Source organism: Kitasatospora sp. NPDC056273 (assembly GCF_042268845.1).
GTDB lineage: Bacteria > Actinomycetota > Actinomycetes > Streptomycetales > Streptomycetaceae > Kitasatospora.
In genome coordinates, this window is the sequence record NZ_JBHJSJ010000084.1 from 1 (window position 1) to 19,469 (window position 19,469).

The following is a 19,469-nucleotide window of genomic DNA, read 5'->3' on the forward strand; positions in this document are numbered from 1 at the left end:
CCGCCCACCGGGGCCTCCGGGTTTGTTCGGTCACCCGAGCGGGACCTCCAACTGCCGGGCCAGGTCCGCGACCAGGGCGTCCAGCCAGCCCCGGACGGTGCCCGGGTCGAACAGGTCGGCGTCGTACTCGACCTGCCCGAGGTAGCCGTCGGCGTCCGGGGTGAGCGAGAACGCGCAGTCGGCGCGGGCGGAGTGGCCGGGGATGTCCTCGATCTCGGCGGTCAGGCCGGGGAGGTCGAGGCCGATCGGCGGGGTGCTCTGGACGGCGAGTACGACCTGCGGGTAGCCGACGGGCATGGGGACGCCGCGCTCCCGCAGCGGTTCGACCAGCAGGCCGAACGGCATCAGGGAGTGGTCGAGGGCGGAGGCGATCGCCTCGGCGGCGTGGTCCACCAGGGCCCCGAAGCCGCTCTCGCTCCGGGTGGGCACCAGGATCGGCATGCTGCTGGTGAGCAGGCCGACCACCCGTTCGTCGGCCGGCCGCCTGCGGTTGGCGTTGGAGAGCAGGATCAGTGTCTCCGACGCGCCGCTGAGCGAGCCGAGCAGCCGGGCGAAGGCGGCGACGACGACGGCCGAGGCGGTGGTGGAACGGGCGGCGGCGTAGCGCCCGACCGCCTCGGCCACCGCCGCCGGGACCCGGAACTCGGCCGTCTCGCCGAGCCCGGAGCGCTGCTCGGGACGCGGCCGGTCGGTGGGCAGGTCCGCCGCGAGCGAGGCGCCGCCGAGGACCTCGGCCCAGTGGTCGGCGGCCGCCGCCATGGAGGCCCGGTTGACCACCGTCCGCTCCCAGCAGGCGTGGTCGGTCATCCGGCCGGCCTCCCCGGGCAGCGGCCCGCCCGTACGGTAGAGCGCGCTCAGGTCGGCCAGCACGGTGGCCAGCGACCAGCCGTCCACCGCGATGTGGTGGATGGTCAGCAGCAGCACCCACTCCTCCGCCGCCGGGCGCAGCAGCCGGGCGCGCAGCAGCGGGGGCGCGGTCAGGTCGAAGGGGCGGGCGACCTCGGCCTCCAGGGCCGCGGCGAGGGCCGCGTCCCGTTCGGCGGGCGCGAGCCCGCGCAGGTCGTCGACCGGGACGTCCAGCGGGGTGTTCGGCAGCACCTGCTGGAGCCCCCCGAGCTCGCTCTCCAGGAACCGGGTCCGCAGGCTCTCGTGCCGCTCGGTCACCGCCGTCAGCGCGGTGGCCAGCCGCTCGGGCTCCAGCGGCCCGCGCAGGGTGATCCGGTGGGTGATGTTCCACACCGCCGGATCGGCCGCCGCGCGGTGGGCCTTGCGCAGCCGCCACTGGGTCACCCCGGCGGGGGCGGCGGACAGCGCCGCCCCGTCGCCGGTCAGGGTGGTCAGCAGCCGGTCGCGGTGGGCCCGGACGAGGCCGGTGACCTCCTCGTCCATCGCGCCCGCGGGGGCCAGGTAGCCGAGCTTCTCACCGGTGGTGCGCAGCACGATCTCGCGCTCGTCGAGCAGCTTGAGGAGCCGCGCCCACCCCTCCTCGTTCTCCTCCGCCGTGCTCACAGGGTGCCCTCCTCGAAGGCCGGGGCCGGGGCCTGCTCGGCGGCCGGCTGGTGGGCGGCCATCGCGCGGATGGTCGGGCGGCGGAAGAAGTCCAGCACGCCGATCCGCACGCCGGTCTCCTCGCGGACCCGGTTCAGCAGCCGGGTGGCGGCCAGGGAGTGCCCGCCGAGGTCGAAGAAGGAGGTCTCCACCCCGGCGGGGCGGCCGAGCTCCTCCTCCCAGAGCTGTTGCAGGCTGCGCTCCAGCCCGGTGGCCGGGGCGGCCTGCGGCTCGTCCGCGCCGAGCGGGCGCGGCTCGGGCAGGGCGGCGGTGTCCAGCTTGCCGTGCGGGGTGAACGGCAGGGTGTCGACGGTGGCCCAGAGGCTCGGGACCATGTAGTCGGGCAGCAGGTCGGCCAGGCGGTCGGCGATCCCGGGCAGGTCGGCGGCCGCGCATCCGACGTACCCGGCGAGCACGGTGCCCGCCGGAGTACGGCGTGCCGTCACGGCGGCGGCGTGCACGCCGGGCAGGCCCAGCAGCACGGTCTCGATCTCGCCCGGCTCGACCCGGTAGCCGCGCACCTTGACCTGGCGGTCGGCCCGGCCGAGGTACTCCAGGCGGCCGTCCGGGCGCCAGCGGCCGAGGTCGCCGGTGCGGTAGCTGCGGCCGTCGGGGGTGTCGGTGAAGACGGCGGCGCTCTCCTCGTCGCGGCCGATGTAGCCGATGCCGACCTGGACGCCGAGGGCGTGGATCTCGCCGACCGCGCCGGGCGGCACCCGGCGTCCGGAGGCGTCGAGCAGCACGATCCGGCTGCCCGGGGTCGGGCGGCCGATCGGCGCGTACTCCGGGCCGTCCGGTTCGATCTCACCGGCCGTCAGCGCGTGGGTCTCGGTCGGGCCGTAGTGGTTGACCAGCCGGCAGCCGGGGTTGCGGCCCAGGAAGGCCCGCAGCCCGGGGGTGAGCAGCACCTGCTCGCCGCCCGAGATCAGCTCCCGCAGGTGCGGCACCGGCTCCTCGCCGAGCGCGTCGGCCAGTGCGGCCAGCGGGGTGTACGGCAGGTGGACCCGTTCGGCCCGGGTGGCCCGGACGACGGCGGCCAGCGCCGTCACGTCGTAGCGGGTCTCCTCCTCGATCAGCAGCAGGGTGCCGCCGCCGGCCAGCGTGGTGAGGATCTCCTGGACGCTGACGTCGAACCCGCAGGAGGCGTACTGGAGGGTGCGGGCCGCGGGGTGGTCGGCGACGTTCCAGGCCACGAAGTGGGCCAGGGCCAGCGAGTGCATCAGCACGCCCTTGGGGCGGCCGGTGGACCCGGAGGTGTACAGCAGGTACGCGGGTGCCTGTGCCGAGGGGGCGGGCAGCGGGGGCAGCGCGGCGGGGTCGGCGTCGGCCGGGGCGGTGCCGGTGAGCACCGTCGGTACGGTCAGGCCGAGCTCCTTCGGGGCGTCGTCCGTGGTGGTGAGCAGGACGACCGGCGCGCTGTCCTGGACGATCAGCCGGCAGCGCTCGGGGCCCTGGAGGACGTCGACCGGGACGTGGACGGCGCCGAGGCGCAGGATGGCGAGCAGCCCGGCCACCAGGTCCAGCGAGCGGGGGAGCAGCACGCCCACCCGGCTGCCCTCGCGGACGCCGGCCGCGAGCAGCCGGCCGGCCAGGTCCTCGGAGCGGGCCAGCAGCGTCCGGTAGTCCGTCTCGCTGCCGTCGGCGGCGACCACCGCGGTCTGTTCGGGCCGCTCGGCCGCGGTCGCGGCGATGGTGGCCAGCGGGTGCTCGGGGTCCTGGGCGGCGGCCGGCCCGCACTCCAGGGCGGTGTCGGCAGGCGCCACGGCCAGTTCGGCGAGCGGGCGCTCCGGGTCGGCGACGGCGGCCGTGAGCAGCCGCTCGAAGGCGCCGAGCAGCCGGTCGACGGTGGCCCGGTCGAACAGGGTGTCGGCGTACTCCACGTGGCAGCGGATGCCGTCGGGCAGGCTGGTCAGGAAGAGCGTCAGGTCGAAGGCGGCGCGGTCGGCGACGTGGTCCAGCGGACGGGCCGTCACCCCGGGCAGGTCCAGCTCGAAGACCATGTGGTTCTCGAACTCGACCATGACCTGGAACAGCGGGTTGCGGCTGGTGTCGCGCTGCGGGTTCAGCTCCTGCACCAGCACCTCGAAGGGCAGCTGCTGGTGCTCGTAGGCGTCCAGGGCGGTGGACCGGACCCGGCCCAGCGCCTCGGCGAAGGCCGGCTCGCCGGACAGGTCCAGGCGCAGCGCCAGCGTGTTGACGAAGAACCCGACCAGGTCCTCGGTGCCCTCGGCCCGGTTGGCCACCGGGGTGCCCAGCACGATCTCGTCCTGGCCGGCGTAGCGCTGCAGGACGCCGGCGAAGCCGGTCAGCAGCACCATGAACAGGGTCGAGCGCTTGGACCGGGCCAACTCCCGCAGGCCGTCGGAGAGTTCGGCGGGCAGGTGGTGGACGAAGGAGCGGCCGCGACCGTCCGGCACCGCGGGGCGCGGCCGGTCGGTGGGCAGGGCCAGCACCGGCAGGTCGCCGCCGCCGAACACCTTGCGCCAGTGGGCCAGGCTCTCGTCGTACTCGCCCTCGGCGACCCGGGCCCGCTCCCGGGCGGCCTCGGCCGCCGGGCCGGTGGCCAGCACCGGCAGGTGGGCGGCCCGGCCCTCCTGGGCGGCCAGGTACAGCTCGCCCAGCTCGCGGGTGATCACCACGGTGGACAGGGTGTCGATCACGATGTGGTGCATCGACAGGACCAGGACGTGCCGCTCGGCCGCCTGCTCCAGCAGCAGGGCCCGGAACAGCGGGCCCTCGGCCAGGTCGAAGCGGTGCGCGCCCTCGGCGGCGACCAGGTCGGCGACGGCGTCCTCGGCGGCCGGGTCGGCCGTGATCCGCTGAAGGACCGGGCCGGCGGGCGGCGCCAGCACCTGCTGGAACGGTTCGCCGTCCTGCTCCCGGAAGACGGTGCGCAGCGCCACGTGGCGTTCGACCAGCCGGCGCAGCGCGGTGTCCAGCGCCTGGGGGTCGAGCGGGCCGTCCAGGGCGATCGCCTTGACCTCGTTGTACTGGCCGCCGTCGGGCAGCATCCGGTGCAGGAACCACATCCGCTGCTGGGCGTACGACAGTTGGGCACCGCGCAGGGTGTCCCGGCGCAGGGCGTCGAGCTGCGGCAGCCCGGTCGCCACCAGTTCGGGGGAGAGGCCGAAGTCCACGAAGGCGGCGATCTCGTCGGCGCCGGCCGCCCGCAGCTCGGACAGCACCCCCTGGACGGTCTCCGGCGTGCCGATCAGCGCGCGGGAGGCGCAGTACCGCTCGTACGCGCGCTCCAGCACGTACTCCAGGTCCTCCTCGCGGGCGTTCGCGAAGTCCAGGGTCAGGCCCAGGCTGTTGGCCATCTGCCCGAACAGCGAGAGCGAGGAGCGCAGGTAGTGGCAGAACGGCCGGTAGGCCTGCTCGCGGGCGGTGGCCAGGTCGGTGCCCAGGTAGGTGTGCACCAGAACGACCACCCGGCCGGCCTCGGGGTCGAGGCCGTGCTCGGCGCGGGTGCGCCGGTAGACGGCGATGTTCTCGGCCAGCTGGGCGACGTCCTGGGTCATCAGGTTGGTGATGACGCCGAGGTCGTGCCGGGCCGCCTCGCGGAAGCTGTCCGGGTTGCCGACGATCGCGGTGAACATCGGCGGCAGGTCCTGCAGCGGGCGCGGGTGGAGGGTCACCTCGATCGGCTCACCGTTGCCGTTGCGGCCCTGGTACGGCTCGCCGCGCCACAGCGACCGGACGGTGTCGATCTGCCGGTGCATCAGCTCCTTGTGGCTGCCGTAGCGCTCGGGGAAGAACAGGAAGTCGTTGGGGTGCCAGCCGCTCGCGCAGCCCAGGCCGACCCGGCCGCCGGACAGGTTGTCGACCACCGACCACTCCTCGGCCACCCGTACCGGGTGGTGCAGCGGCAGCACGGCGCAGCCCGCGTTCAGCCGGATCCGGCTGGTCTCCCGGGCCAGGGCGGCGGCCAGCACCGAGGGGTTGGGGAAGATGCCGCCGAAGGAGTGGAAGTGGCGCTCCGGCAGCCAGACGGAGTGGAAGTCGTGCCGGTCGGCGAAGCGGGCGCTCTCCAGGACGATGCGGTACTTCTCGTCGTCCGGGGAGTCCAGCGGGTAGTCGCCGAAGAAGTAGAGGCTGAAGTCCACCGGCCGCTGCGGGTCGCTGACCGGCTCGTACGGGAGCGCCGGGGCGGGGGCGCCGCCCACCGTCTCGGCGGGTACGGTCGCGGCGGGCGCCGGGAGCTCGGCGGCCGGCCGCGGGGCCGGCAGGCGGACGCCGGGCGAGGCCGGGAAGAAGCCGCCGCGCCGCAGGTCGCGTAGCGACTCGCGGACCGCGTCGGCCACGAACTCCAGGTCGCCGTCGGTGTGGGCGGTGGAGAGGAAGAAGTTGCGCCACTCCCACACGTAGACCCCGCGGGTCAGCAGGTGCGGGAAGAGCAGCTCCATGTCGGCCCGGGGCTCGAACCGGAAGAGCGAGCCGAAGTGGGCCAGCCGCAGCGGGAACTCCTCCTCCTCGAAGAAGGTGTTCAGGGTGGTCGCCAGCTCGTCGGTGCGGGCGTTCAGCCGCTCCTGGAGGCCGGGGCCGGCCGCCTTGAGGTGGCGCAGCACCGCGCCCGCGGCGGTCATCGCCAGCGGGTGCTGGATGTAGGTGCCGCCGAAGAAGGTGGTGTCCTTGGGCGGGTAGCTGTCGTCCCCGTAGTCCCAGTGGCCGCCGTCGATCCCGTCCATGATGTCGGCCCGTCCGGCGATCGCGCCGATCGGGTAGCCGCCGCCCAGCACCTTGCCGTAGGTGGACATGTCCGGGGTGACGCCCCAGAAGCCCTCGGCGCCGCGCAGGTGCGGGCGGAAGCCGGTGAGCATCTGGTCGAAGACCAGCACGATGCCGAGCCGGGTGGTCAGTTCGCGCAGCGAGCGGACGAAGTCGACGGGCTGGCGGCCGGGGTGGCGGCTCTGCACCGGCTCGACCAGGACGGCGGCGATCCGGTCGCCGTGCTCCTCGATGACCTTGAGGCTCTCCGGGTCGCCGTACCGCAGCACCAGCAGGTCGGCGACCGCGCTGCCCGGGATGCCGATGGACACCGGGACGGTCTCCCGGTCGGCGCCGCGGCCCAGCGTCCGGCCCAGGGTCTGGTCGGAGTGGCCGTGGTAGGAGCCCTCGAACATGACGATCTTGTCCCGGCCGGTGTGCGCGCGGGCCAGCCGGATCGCCCCGGCGTTCGCCTCGGTGCCGGAGTTGGCGAAGGCGACCCGCTCGGTGCCGGTCAGCTCGGCCAGCAGCTCGGCGGCCTCGCCGGTCTCCGGGCCGCGCGGGCCCAGCCGCAGGCCCGAGGACAGGTGCTCGCGGACGGCCTCGGAGACGAACTCCGGGTCGTGGCCGAAGAGCAGGACGCCGAAGCCCATGGTGATGTCGACGTACGGGTTGCCGTCGACGTCCTCCAGCCGGGAGCCCCGTGCCCGGCGGGCGGCCAGCGGGTAGAGCATCTCCTTGGTGCCGGAGCGGAAGCCGACCACGGCGCGGCTGTCCGCCAGGGTGCGGCGGTGGCGGCGGGTGATCGCCTTGGAGGCGGTGGTGCGGGCGGTGAAGCGGTCGACCAGCTCGTCCACGTGGGCGCGCTGCTGGTCGGTCAGGCCGCCGGCGGCCATGCCGGATTCGCGGGAGACCGTCACCCGGGGGCCGTGCACCTGCGGGGCGGCCGGGGCCGGGCTCTCGGTGGCGGGTGCCTCGGCGACGGGAGCGACGGCAGCGGATGCGGCGGCGGGCGTCGGGAGCGGCACGGCGGCCGGTACGGCGGCCGGGGGCAGGGCCGCGGGCACGGGCGCCGGGGGGAGCGCGGGCGCGCCGCCGGCCAGCAGGCCGAGCTGGTCGCGCATCAGGTCGGAGAACTGGCCGAGCAGCGCGAGCTGGCGCTCGATCAGGCCGGTGCCGTCGGTGACCGGGGGCAGTGCGGCGGGGGCCTGCGGGGCGGCGGGCATGGGTGCGGGCGCGGCGGGTACGGGCTGCGGAGCCGGGGCCTGGACGAGCGGCGCCTGGGTGGCCGGTGCTTGTACAACCGGGGCCTGAACGGCCGGGGCCGGGGCGGCCTGGACGACCGGGGCTGGAGCCGCGACCGGTGCTGCCACGGGCTCGGGCACCGCCACGGGCTCCGGCTCGGCGGCCGGCAGCAGCGTGGCCAGCACGGCCGGCTCCAGCCGGGAGGCGATCAGCCCGGCCAGCCGGGCCGGGGTGTCGGCGTCCTCGAACAGCTCGCGCATCGACACCCGGACCCGGAACGCGCGCTCCAGGTCCCGGATCATGTTGATCATCGACAGTGAGTCGGCGCCCAGGTCGAAGAAGGGCTCGTCCGTGCCGACCGAGGCCTCGTCGTAGCCGAGCTGGCGGGCCGTCTGCTCGACGACCTCCCGCAGCACGGCCTGCCCGGCCAGCTCCTCGGGGCTCGGGGTCGGTGAAGCAGCGGGTGTAGCAGCAGGTGAGGCAGCAAGTGCGGCGGCCGGTTCAGCGGCCGGAGCGGTCTGCTGGGGTGGGTCCTGGCGCATGGCGGGGTCCTCGGTGGTCGGCCGGTCGGGGGCGGTGAACCAGTGGCGGCGGCGTTGGAAGACGGTGGTCGGCAGCGGGACGCGGCGGGCCGGTCCGTCCGGCCAGTCCCGGGCGGCGGCGAAGCCGGCCCAGTCGAGCGGGACGCCGTACGACCAGAGCGCGGCCGCGGCGGTGTCGAACTGCTGCTCCGGGGAGGCGCCGCGCCGGCCGCCGGCGACGAAGTGGCGCTCCGGCAGCTCCCGGCGGCCCATGCCGGTCAGCGTCGGGTGCGGGCCGATCTCCAGGAAGAGCTCGTGGCCCTGCCCGTCCAGTGCGGCGAGGACCTGGTCGAACCGGGCGGTCTCCCGGGTCTGCCGGAGGAAGTACTCGGGCGTCGGGACGGTCCCGGGGGCCAGCACCTCGCCGCCGAGGTTGCTGACCAGCGGGACGGCCAGCGGCCGCAGGAGCAGCCGGGCCAGCTGGTCGCGGAAGGGGTCGAGCATCGGGTCGAGCAGGCGGGAGTGGAACGCCCGGTCGCTGGCCAGCCGTTCGGTGGTCACCCCGTCGGCGGCCAGCACGGCCTCGGCGGCGGCGATCTCGCGGGGCGGGCCGGCCAGCACGCACTGGCCCCGGCCGTTGACCACGGCCAGGTCCACGCCGGGCAGCCAGTCGCCGAGCCCGGCCAGCCGGTCCAGGCCGGCCGAGACCACCGTCATGGCGCCCGGTTCGGTCAGCCGGTGCATCAGCCGGCCGCGCAGCGCGGTCAGGAACATGCCGTCGGCCAGGTCGAGCGCGCCGGCCGCGTGGAAGGCCGCGTACTCCCCGGCGCTGTGCCCGGCGACGGCGGCGGGACGGAGCCCGAGCTCCTGCCAGAGCCGCAGGTAGGCCGCCTGGAGGGCGAACAGCGCGGGCTGCGCCGCCTCGGTGGTCCAGCTGTCCTCGGTGCCCTGTGGTGCGGGGTCGAGCAGCAGCGGCAGCAGCGGCTCGCCCCAGTTCTCGCGGTGCAGCCGGTCGCACTCGTCCAGGACGGCGCGGAAGACCGGGAAGGCCCGGTACAGCTCGGCGGCCATGCCCCGGTACTGGGCGCCCTGGCCGGTGAAGAGCAGCACCGGCAGGACCTCGCCGCGCCCCACCTCGCGGTGGGCCGCGCCGGCGGTGGTCCGGCCCGCCAGGAAGGCGTCCAGGCCCTTGCGCAGGGTGGCCGGGTCGGGGCCGGTGACGGCCAGCCGGTGGCGCAGCGCGCGCCGGCCGGCGCCGAGGGTGAGCGGCAGGTCGCCGGGCGCGAGGGCGGGTTCGGCGTCCAGCCGGTCGCGGAGCAGCCCGGCCAGTTCGGTCAGCCCCTGGGCGGTGCGGGCGGACAGCGGCAGGACGGTCGGCGCCGGTCGCGGTTCGACGGCCGGGGCCGCGGGCGCCTGCTCCAGCACCACGTGGGCGTTGGTGCCGCCGACGCCCAGCGCGCTGACCCCGGCCCGGCGCGGGGTGGGGCCGTCCGGCCAGTCCCGGCGCTCGGCGGCGAGCCGGAACGGGCTGTCGGCCAGTTCCAGCGCGGGGTTGGGGCTGGTGAAGTTCACCAGCGGGGGGATGGTGCCGTGCCGCAGCACCAGCAGCGCCTTGATCAGGCCCGCCATCCCGGCGCAGGTGTCCAGGTGGCCGATGTTGGGCTTGACCGAGCCGAGCGAGCAGAATCCGGCGGCCTCGGTCCGGGCGCGGAAGGCCTGGGCCAGTGCCCGGAACTCGATCGGGTCGCCGAGCGGGGTGCCGGTGCCGTGGGCCTCGATGTAGCCGATGCTGTCGGCCGGCACGCCCGCCAGGTCCAGGGCCCGGCCGACCACGGCCGCCTGCCCGTCGACGCTGGGCGCGGTGTAGCCGACCTTCCGGCCGCCGTCGTTGTTGACGGCCGAGCCGAGGATCACCCCGTGCACGGTGTCGCCGTCGGCCAGCGCCCGGTCGAGGCGCTTGAGCAGCACGGCGGCGACGCCGTTGCCGCCGACGGTGCCGCCCGCGTCGGCGTCGAAGGCCCGGCAGGCGCCGTCGGGGGAGAGGATCGACCCCTCCTCGTAGCGGTAGCCGGCGGCCTGCGGGATGTGCAGGGCGGCGGCCCCGGCCAGGGCCAGTTCGCAGTCACCGGAGAGCAGCGACTGGACGGCCAGGTGCACCGCGACCAGCGAGGTGGAGCAGGCCGTCTGCACGCCGATCGCCGGGCCGGTGAGGCCCAGCCGGTAGGCGACCCGGGTGGCGGCGAAGTCGGCCTGGTTGCCGATCGCGGTCTGCAGGGCGGCGACCGGCTCGGACGGGTCGGCGGTGGTGGCCAGGGTGTGCTGGTAGTAGGTGCGCAGCGCGTACAGGGTCATCCCGGTGCCGGCGAAGACGCCGACCCGGCGCTCCGGGTCCGGCGCGTCGTAGCCGCCGTCTTCCAGGGCCTGGCGGCAGATTTCCAGCAGCAGGCGCTGCTGCGGGTCCATCAGGGCCGCCTCGGCGCCGCTGATGCCGAAGGCCTCGGCGTCGAACTCGTCGGTGCCGGTGAGCGCGCCGGTGACCGGGACGAAGTCGGGGTGGCGGTACTCCTCCGGGCGCAGTCCGGCCGCCGCCAGCTCCTCCTCGGTGAACCGGGTGGTGCTCCGGACGCCCTCGACGATGTTCCGCCAGTACTGCTCGGGGGTGTCGGCGCCCGGCAGGCGCAGCGCCAGGCCGACGATCGCCACCCGGCGGTCGTCGCCCGGCCCGGCGACGGGGGCGGCGGCCGCGGTGGTGGGCGCGGCCGGCTCGGCGGCCAGGTGGGCGATCAGGGCGTCCACGGTGGGGTGCCGGAACAGCTCGGTGGGCGCCGGCGGCGTGGGCAGCGCGGCGCTGAGCGCGCCGTGCACCCGCATCAACTGGAGGGAGCCGATGCCGAGTTCGGCGAGCGGGCGGCCCGGGTCCAGTGGGGTGTCGAGGACGGACTCGAAGGCGTCCAGGACCAGCCGGCGCAGCCCGGACGGGGCGGTGTGCCCGGGGCCGGGTGCCGCGGCGGGCCGGGCGGCCGGCTCGGCGGTGACCGGCGTCGGCGCTGCGGCGGCCACCGGGCGGGGCGCGGTGGCGAGCAGGCGGCGCCGGGCGGCGGGGGAGCTCGGGTCCGGACCGGCGTACCGGTGGCCCGGGGCGCCCGCCAGCAGCAGGGCGGCCAGCCGGCGGCCGTGCGCGGCGCTCAGCACGGCGATGCCCCGGCCGGCGGCGGCCTGCTCGTTCTCGGTGTCGCGGTTCATGCCGACCCCGCTCCACAGGCCCCAGGAGATCGTCCAGGCCGGGGTGCCGGTCTCCCGGCGCAGCCGCTCGACGGTGCTCTCCAGGTAGCGGTTGGCGGCGGCGTACCCGGTGGAGCCGACCGCCTCCTGGAGGCCGATCATCGAGGAGAAGGCGACGAACTGGGCGCCGGGGCGCCGGCGGACCAGCTCGATGAGGTGGTCGGTGCCCTCGGCCTTGGTCCGGACGGCCTCGCGCCAGTCCTCGGTACCGGTGTCGGTGAGGAGCGTGAGCCGGTAGCCGCCGGCCAGGTGGAGCACGCCGTCCAGCGGTGCCTGCCACTCGCGCTCGGCCTCGGCGAGCACCTCCGCCAGCTGCTGACGGTTCGTCACATCGGCCTGGTGGTAGGTGACCTGACCGCCCTGGGCGGCCAGTCGGCGCAGCGCGGCCCGGCGCTCGGCCGCCTCGGCGGTCGGGGCGTCCAGGTCGCTGCGGCCGACGATCAGCAGCCGGGAGCCGTACTCGCGCAGCAGTCCGGGCAGCAGCTCGGCGGCGATTCCGCCGAGGCCGCCGGTGACGAGGTAGCGGGCGCCGGGGGTGAGCAGTGAGCAGCCTTCCCCGGCCGGTTCGGGGGCGGCCTCGGCCGGTGCCAGCCGGGGGGCCCAGGGGCGGCCGGCGCGCCAGGCGGACTCGGGCTCGGGGCGGGGGTCGGCGAGCAGGGCGAGCAGCGCGGCGGCCTGCTCCGCGACCGGCGCGTCATTCGGCAGGTCGAGGTGCCGCGCGCCGGGCACCAGCTGCTCGGCCCGTGCCCCGGCGGTCAGTGCGGCAGTCAACGCCGCCCGGGGGCTGGGGAGTTCACCGGGGAGCACGGCGTGCAGCCCGGCGCTGACGGAGACCAGCTCGCGGACCGGGGCCCGCGTCGGGAGCGCCCGCAGCAGGGCGAGCAGTGCCTCGTCCGGCGCCTGGTCCGGGGTGTCGGGCGTCGCGCTCCACAGGTAGACCAGCCGGTCGGCCGTCCGGTCGCCGAGGGCCCGCAGCCAGTCCTCGGGGTCGGCGGTCGGCGGGCGGTCCACCACCAGGGCGTTCGGCAGGGCGGCGGCCAGGGCCTCGGTGAGGGTGCCGGGGCCGGACGGGCCGAGCAGCAGGATCGTTTCCTCGGCCAGAGAGGCCGCCGAAGAGGCCGGGGCCGCCGCCACCGGGCGGGCCTCCCAGCCGAGCCGCCGCACGCAGTCCGGCAGCGTCCGGGAGTTGGCCTCGGCCAGGTCCAACGCCACGATGTGGTCGTCGAGTTCGCCCTCCAGCAGCCTCCCGCGCAGCGCGGTGCGCTGGATCTTGCCGCTGGTGGTGCGCGGGAAGTCGGCCACTGGGACGGGCAGCACCAGGGCGGGGGCCGGCTGCCGGCGGGCCGCCAGCAGCTGCCGCACCTCGGCGGCGACCGGCGCCGAGGGCGCGTCCGGATCGCTCTGGACGTAGGCGATCACCAGCTGCTCGGTGCCGGTGCGTTCGTCCGGCACCCCGAAGGCCGCGACGTGCCCGGAGCGCACCCCCGCCACGGAGGCCACCACGTCCTCCAGCTCGTGGCAGAAGTAGTGCACGCCGTTGACGATGATGATCTCCTTGCGACGGCCGGTGAGCACCACCTCGCCGTCCACCAGGAAGGCCAGGTCCCCGGTGTCGAACCAGTCGTCGCCGACGAAGGCCTCCTGGTTGGCCGGCGGGTTGTTCAGGTACCCCGGCGTCACCCGGCCGGAGTGGACCTGGAGCCGGCCGACGCGGAGCTCGGGCAGCGCCCGTCCGGCGTCGTCGGCCACCCGCATCCGGGTGCCGGGTGCGGGCCGGCCCATGCTGAGGAAGGCGGTGCCGCGCTCCGCCGAGGCCGGGTCCGCGGGCTCCAGCCGGCCGGTCAGCGAGTCGGTGCGCACCAGGCGGCGGGCGCCGTCCTCGTCGTAGCGCTTGTAGGTGATCGCCGTGCAGGTCTCGGCCATGCCCCAGGCCAGCAGCACGTGGCCGGGGCGGACGCCGAACGGGGCGGTGGCGGCCAGGAACTCGTCGATCACCGCCTCGGTGCACTGCTCCCCGGCGTTGATCAGCGACTTGACCGAGGACAGGTCCCAGCGGCGGTCCGGCCCGGCGGCCCGGACGGCCTCGGCGACCAGCCGGAAGCCGAAGTTGGGCGACCAGGAGTGCGCCGCCCGGTAGCGCTCCAGCGCGTCCAGCCAGACCAGCGGGTCGGCGAGCACGAGTTCGGTGGGGATCTGCACCTGGTCGGCGGCCAGTACCACGTCGCGCAGGTGGAACATCAGCAGTCCGGCGACGTGGTCCAGGGGCAGCCAGTTGACCGTGCCGTCGCCCGGCTCGGTGCCCTGGGCGACGGCCCCCGCCACGTACTCCAGGATGCCGCGGTGGGTGATCTGCACCGCCTTGGAGCGTCCGGTGCTGCCGGAGGAGAGCTGGAGCATCGCGACGTCGGCGGGGACGGGGGCGTGCTCGGGGGCGGGGCCGTCCGGCAGCCCGCCCTCGGCGGGCCGGTCGACCGCGATCACCCGCAGGCCCGGCGCCGGGTACAGCTCCCCGAGCCGCTCCAGGCCCGCCACCGCGGGCCCGCAGACGAGCACCGGCGGCTCCTCCAGGGTCTGCCAGGCGTGCCAGAGCTTCTCCAGCACGGGGTTGCGCTCGTGGTAGTCCGGCGGGCGGGCGACCGTCACCGGCTGCATCCCGCCCAGGAAGCAGGCCCACAGGGTGGGGAAGTAGTACTCGGGCTCCGGGACCTGGAGGATCACCCGGTCCCCGGCCCGCAGCCCGGCGGCGGCCAGCACGGCGAGGATCTCGCGGGAGCGGCCGAGGAGTTGACGGTACGTGATCCTGGTGGCCTCGCCGCCCGCCCGGATCAGGTGCAGTCCGCGGTCGGGGTGCAGTTCGGCGGCGCGCAGCAGCGCCTCGGGCAGTGTCCGGGGCGCGTCCGGCCCGGGGGCGGGCAGCGGGGCGCCGACGGCCTCCGTCCCGGGGTCCTCGGCGTCGGGGTGCTCGGAGTCGGCCTCCCCGGGGGCGGCCGTGGGCCGCGCCGGGGCGGCGCCGGCCGTCGCCGGGCCCTCCCCGAACGGCCGCCAGCGGTCGGTGAGTTCGCGCAGGTGGCGCAGGGCGGGGCCGGGTTCGGTGGGCGGCCGGGTGAGCGCCGCGGCCAGCGCGGCGGCGTCCGGTTCGCCCTCGGGGGTGCGGACGATGCCGTCCAGGAGGTGTACTTCGGCGCTCGGGTCGGCGTCCAGCAGCGCCGCGGCGGCCCGGCGGCGCAGGGCCTCGGGATCGCCGTCGACGGCGGGGACCAGGTAGGCCAGCAGGCCGGGGCGGCCGTTCTCGTGCTCGACGGGCAGCAGCGCGCAGTCGGCGATCTCGGGGCGTAGCAGCAGCCGGGCTTCCAGGGTGCGCAGCCGGCCGTGGTCGGGACCGGTGGGACTCATGATTTCGGCACCTTTCGGATCGGTGCCGGGGCGCGGGTGTGGGCCGCCCCGGGTCAGGGAGGGGGAGCGGAGGTGAGTGGCGCGTACGGCGCGGGGGCGCCGGGTGTGCGGTGGTGTGCGGGTACGCGGGTGCGCGGAGGTGTCCGCGGACGTGCGGTGGTGTGCGGTGGCGGGTGGAGGTGTGCCGTCTGCTCAGCGGCGGCGGCGGGCGCGGGCGACCATCACCAGGAAGGCGAGCGCCAGCACGATCGGGACGGCGTGTGAGACGCCGACCACGGTGAGCGGGCTGAGCACCGCGAGCAGCGAGCCGCTCAGCAGCATCCCGGTGCCCATGCCGACGTTCTCGGCGGAGGTGAGGATGCCGAAGGCCTCGCCGCGCCGCTCGTCGGCGAGGGCCTGGATCCGGGTGGTGTAGGAGATCTCGGTGAAGCCGTCGCCGAGGCCGGCGCCGATCGCGACCAGCAGGAAGAGCGGGGTCGGCAGGTCGGTGAAGACCAGGATGAAGCAGGCGGACATCAGACAGGTGCCCAGCGCGAAGCCGCGCTCGCCGGGCTCGATGCCCCGGCGCAGCATGAACCGGGAGACCAGCTGCTGGGCGCCGAGGTTGCCGATCGCCCAGGTGGCCCAGAAGGTGCCGAGCAGGGCGGCCGGGTTGTCGGGCGACGACTGGTTGGCGAAGACCGGCAGGCTGATGTTGTGGGCGGAGGAGCCGAAGGCGTCCAGCAGCCGGATCCCCGCCATGGCGCCCACCACGGGGGCGGCCCGCAGGACGACCAGGGCCTGCCAGCGGGGGCGGCGCTTGCCGGTTGTCGGGGCGGGGTCCTCCGGCGGGGTCGCGGGCTCCTCCGCCTTCGCGGCCCGGGTGGGCAGCGGCAGCCGGACCACCAGCGCCCCGAACAGGACGAAGCTGGTCGCGTCGATGAGCAGCGCGGCCCGGAATCCGGCCCAGGCCACCACCACGCCCGCGGAGGCGAAGCCGAGCACCATCGCGGTGGAACGGCAGCTCGCCATCAGGCTGTTGGCGCGGGCGCGGCGTTCGGCGCCGACCATCTCGGGGATGCTGGTCCGCAGGGCGACGGCGGCCACGGCGGCGGCGCCGCCGAGGACCACGGCGAGCGGGTAGAGGACGGGGATGCGCAGCGAGGCCGGGACGAGGGCGACGACGACCAGCGCCAGCGCCTGGGCCAGGGCGCAGCCCGTCATCAGCCGCCGGCGGTCCAGCCGGGCCACCAGCCGTCCGGCGACCAGCCCGCCGGCGAGGCCGCCGGACAGTCGCAGGACGAGGTACCCGGCGGTGCCGAGCGCGTTCCCGGAGGCCTCGTAGGCGAACAGACTCAGCGCGACGAGGTCGAGCTGGCTGCCGTAGGTGTTCAGGGCATCGCCCGCGGCCAGCCGGTAGAAGGGCCGGGGCAGCTTGGTCGTGGCGAGTTGCGGTGCATCCAGTGCGGTGTCCGGCACGGTATTCCCCCCGGGGACGCCGTAGGGCGGCTCAGTGTGACATTGCACCGCAACCTAGAGGTGACCGGTCCGTAGATCAATACCGAGATCGTCTCCTGTCCGAAAGATCGTGAACTCGGCCGACTTACTGTCACCTTTTACGCCACGCTGGCCAGTTGTTGGCGTACGGACGGGAGTGTGCTCCGGGTGGGGGCGGGCGCGGGGTGGGATCAGCTGCGGCCGAACAGCCTGCCGAGCCAGCCCTTGCCCTTGCGGCCCTGCTCGGCGCAGTCGCACCGGGCGGACTTCGGCACCCCGGCCAGGACCTGCTCCACGTGCATTCCGCACCCGGCGAAGCCCGGCTTCCCGCAGGTGCGGCAGGCGACTCGTCGGCACATGTCGTGCTCCGTTCTCCGGGCTCCCAGGGGCGGAGCCATGCCGCCAATATACCCCACCCCGTATTCGTGATGTCGGATTCGTCCGGCCGCCGGGGTCGGAGCGGCGGCGGGGCGAAGCCGTGGCGCGGAGAGCGGAGGGGAGGGGGCCGTCAGGCCGTCTCGGGGCGGGCCGGCGGGATCGCGTAGGTCAGCGTGGCGCTGGCCACCAGGACGTCGTCGGCGTCCAGCAGTTCGGCCAGCACCACGCACAGCCGGCGCCCGAACTTGGCCGTCCTGGCGTGCACGCGCAGCGCCCCGGGCCGCGGCCGGTTGAGGAAGCTGATCTGCAGCGAACTGGTCAGCGCCATCAGGGTGGGCCCGAGCCGGGCGTTGATCAGGAGGAACGCGGCCAGGTCGCACAGGCCGGCCTGCTCCGGGCCCGAGATGGTGCCGCCCGGGCGGGTGCGCAGCCGGTCGCCGTCCACGGCCATGGTGAGGGTCCGGCCGTCCACCCCGGTCACCCGGCAGGCGGCGTAGTCGGGGAACTGGCCGGTGATCAGGTCATTGAGCTGATCGGGGCCCAGGAGGACGTCGACGGTGGCGACCGCCGTGTTCGAGTCGGTGGTCATGGGGCTCAGCGTAACCGTCTGCCCGGTGGTGCGCCCGGGGCGGTCCAGGCCCGCTTCCGGCCAGCTTCGTTTGCCGTGGTCAACCGCCAAGATCCGTTGCGGCCATGATAATTGCGCATGTCCTGGCGGTGTCGTGGCGGCCGGAACCGGCCGCTCCGGTGCCGTCCGGTGGCCGAATCCGCTCGGCACGATTCGTAAGGGACCTTGTTCGGCCCAAAATGCAGCACCTACTCTCCGAGGAAGTTCAGCGGAGCCGATGCGGAACTCCGCCGGCCGCTGGGGGGCGGCGTCATTTTCCTTGTGGTCGTCAGGGGCCTCGGTGGAAAACGGGCCCCCACCCGTTCATGCCCGACCATGTCCTGCTTCAGAGACGGGGTGTTGCGCCATGGGTATTTCCATTCTGGACGACGAGGCGGTGGTGGTCCGTACTCCCGACGAGTTCCTGGCGATGCCGGAGGAGTACCGGGAGATCGCCATCCGCGGCATGGTGGTCAACACCGAGGGGGAGCTCTCCGGCGGCGACGACTACGTGCAGGTCTTCCTGCCGCTGGCCCCCGACGCGGAGGAGCGGCAGGTCTGCGCCGAGCGCGCCGCCGAGGAGTACGACCACTACAAGATCGGCAAGCGGGTCCTCGCGGAGGTCGGCGTGGACACCACCTACATGGAGAAGCAGACCCTGGCCGACCGGAACCTGTTCCGCGCCCAGGAGTTCCACACCTGCACCACCTGGGCCGAGCGCGGGATCTTCTCCTACATCGGCGAGGAGACCGCGATGGTGATGATCTCCGAGTTCGCGCAGAGCAGCTACCGGCCCTGGGCCGACGCGGTGCGCACGATCATCCTCGACGAGAAGGTGCACATCGCCCACGGCGCCCGGGTGTGCCGCAACCTCGCCGCCACCGACGACGGCCGCGAGCAGCTCCAGCAGGCCCTGGACCGGCTGTGGCCGACCTTCATCCGGATCTTCGGCAGCCCGCGCTCCGAGCGCGCCAAGCTGGCCGTCCGCTTCGGCCTGCGGCAGACCACCAACGGCGAGGCCTGCGACCTGTGGCGGGAGAAGGTCACCCCGCGCATCAAGAACCTGGGTCTGCGCCTCCCGGAGTAGCGGGAACAGCAGCACGCCGATCCCGCCACTCCCGAGGAGCCCATCGCCATGGCAACACCCGTCACCATCGAACAACGCCCGCTGAGCCGACGCGAGGCCAAGGCGCGCACCGCCGAACTCATCGCCGACCGGCCCGACCTGGCCGAACGCCTGCACCGGCTGCGCCGGCTGGGGCGCGAGGTCCGCTCCTGCGAGGTCCACCTCACCAACACCTGCAACATCCGCTGCAAGGGCTGCTGGTACTTCGAGGGCGGCTTCGACACGGCCGTCAAGGAGCTGTCCGACCTGGACCGCATCCGGGCCTTCGCCCGCAAGCTGGCGGACGACGGCGTCAACCAGGCCACCCTGATCGGCGGCGAGCCCACCCTCGTCCCGCGCCGGGTCGAGGCCTTCGTCGAACAGCTGCCGTACATCACCATCTCCACCAACGGCCTGCGCCCGATGCCCAAGCAGGGCTTCGAGAAGATCGCCATCGCGGTCAGCATCTTCGGCGGCGGCCCGCTCGACGACGACCTGCGCGCGATCCGGGTCAACGGCTCCAAGTTCACCGGCCTGTTCGACACCGCGCTCAAGCACTACCGCGACGACCAGCGGGTGCTGTTCATCTACGCGCTCTCCGAGGCCGGGGTCGAGCACATCGAGCCCACCGTGCGGAAGATCGCCGCGAACGGCAACATCGTCACCTTCAACTTCTACAGCGAGCACGGCACCGAGACCCCGCTGAAGATCGCCAACGAGCAGCGGGTGCTGGACGAGGCGCAGCGGGTCAAGGACCTGTACCCGCAGGCGGTGGTGAGCCACCCGTACTTCATCCGGACCCTGGTCACCGGCCGGACGCACTGGGGCGGCCGGTTCGGCTACGACGTCTGCCCGAGCCTCAGCGTCGACGCCCCCGAGCACGAGGACCGCGTCGCCAACGGCAACCCGGTCATCCCCGGCTTCAACGTCTGGGGCGCCGACTACGAGTCGCTCCAGTTCTGCTGCACCTCCGGCGACTGCGGCGGCTGCCGGGACAGCCAGGCCGTCTACAGCTGGCTGGTGGTCAGCGCCAACCGCTTCCTGGACGACGCCGCCCGGCTGGAGCAGTGGCTGGACATCGCCGAGAGCTACTGGCAGCAGTGGCACTGGTCCCCGTACCACGCCACCAAGGCCGGCCCGGCGCTCTGAGCCCGCGCCCCTGCCCGCCGCCCGTACGGCACCGCCCGTACGTCCCCCGCACCGCCAC

At 74.9% G+C, this 19,469-nt stretch carries 7 protein-coding genes; 2 read left to right on the forward strand and 5 right to left on the reverse strand.

All coding sequences use genetic code 11. From position 1 onward, the window contains the following. Positions 1 to 30: 30 nt before the first annotated feature. The 5 genes from ACFCY1_RS38850 to ACFCY1_RS38870 form a co-directional block, all read right to left on the reverse strand. Positions 31 to 1,509, reverse strand: a complete 1,479-nt coding sequence (locus ACFCY1_RS38850; protein ID WP_375877582.1) for a condensation domain-containing protein — start codon at positions 1,507 to 1,509, stop codon at positions 31 to 33. Further along, on the reverse strand, positions 1,506 to 14,696 hold the full coding sequence (locus ACFCY1_RS38855; protein ID WP_375877583.1) for a MupA/Atu3671 family FMN-dependent luciferase-like monooxygenase: 13,191 nt from the start codon (positions 14,694 to 14,696) through the stop codon (positions 1,506 to 1,508). The genes ACFCY1_RS38850 and ACFCY1_RS38855 overlap by 4 nt, the downstream gene beginning before the upstream one ends. 192 nt (positions 14,697 to 14,888) lie before the next feature. Next, positions 14,889 to 16,154: an MFS transporter gene (locus ACFCY1_RS38860; RefSeq protein ID WP_074003127.1), complete on the reverse strand. Its 1,266-nt coding sequence runs from the start codon at positions 16,152 to 16,154 to the stop codon at positions 14,889 to 14,891. A gap of 209 nt (positions 16,155 to 16,363) precedes the next feature. Further along, complete coding sequence (locus tag ACFCY1_RS38865; protein WP_181970379.1) at positions 16,364 to 16,531, reverse strand: hypothetical protein; 168 nt, start codon at positions 16,529 to 16,531, stop codon at positions 16,364 to 16,366. Between the two features lie 149 nt (positions 16,532 to 16,680). Beyond that, entirely contained in the window at positions 16,681 to 17,139 is a 459-nt protein-coding gene (locus ACFCY1_RS38870; RefSeq protein ID WP_117485585.1) for a PaaI family thioesterase, read from the reverse strand. A gap of 385 nt (positions 17,140 to 17,524) precedes the next feature. Between ACFCY1_RS38870 and ACFCY1_RS38875 the strand changes: the two genes are divergently transcribed. Then, positions 17,525 to 18,244 carry a Phenylacetic acid catabolic protein gene (locus ACFCY1_RS38875; RefSeq protein WP_198959381.1) on the forward strand — a complete coding sequence of 240 codons (720 nt, stop codon included), beginning with the start codon at positions 17,525 to 17,527 and terminating at the stop codon, positions 18,242 to 18,244. A gap of 48 nt (positions 18,245 to 18,292) precedes the next feature. Then, positions 18,293 to 19,411 (forward strand): radical SAM protein, encoded by a 1,119-nt coding sequence (locus ACFCY1_RS38880; RefSeq protein ID WP_375877584.1) that lies wholly within the window; start codon positions 18,293 to 18,295, stop codon positions 19,409 to 19,411. The last annotated feature ends 58 nt before the right edge of the window (positions 19,412 to 19,469 follow it).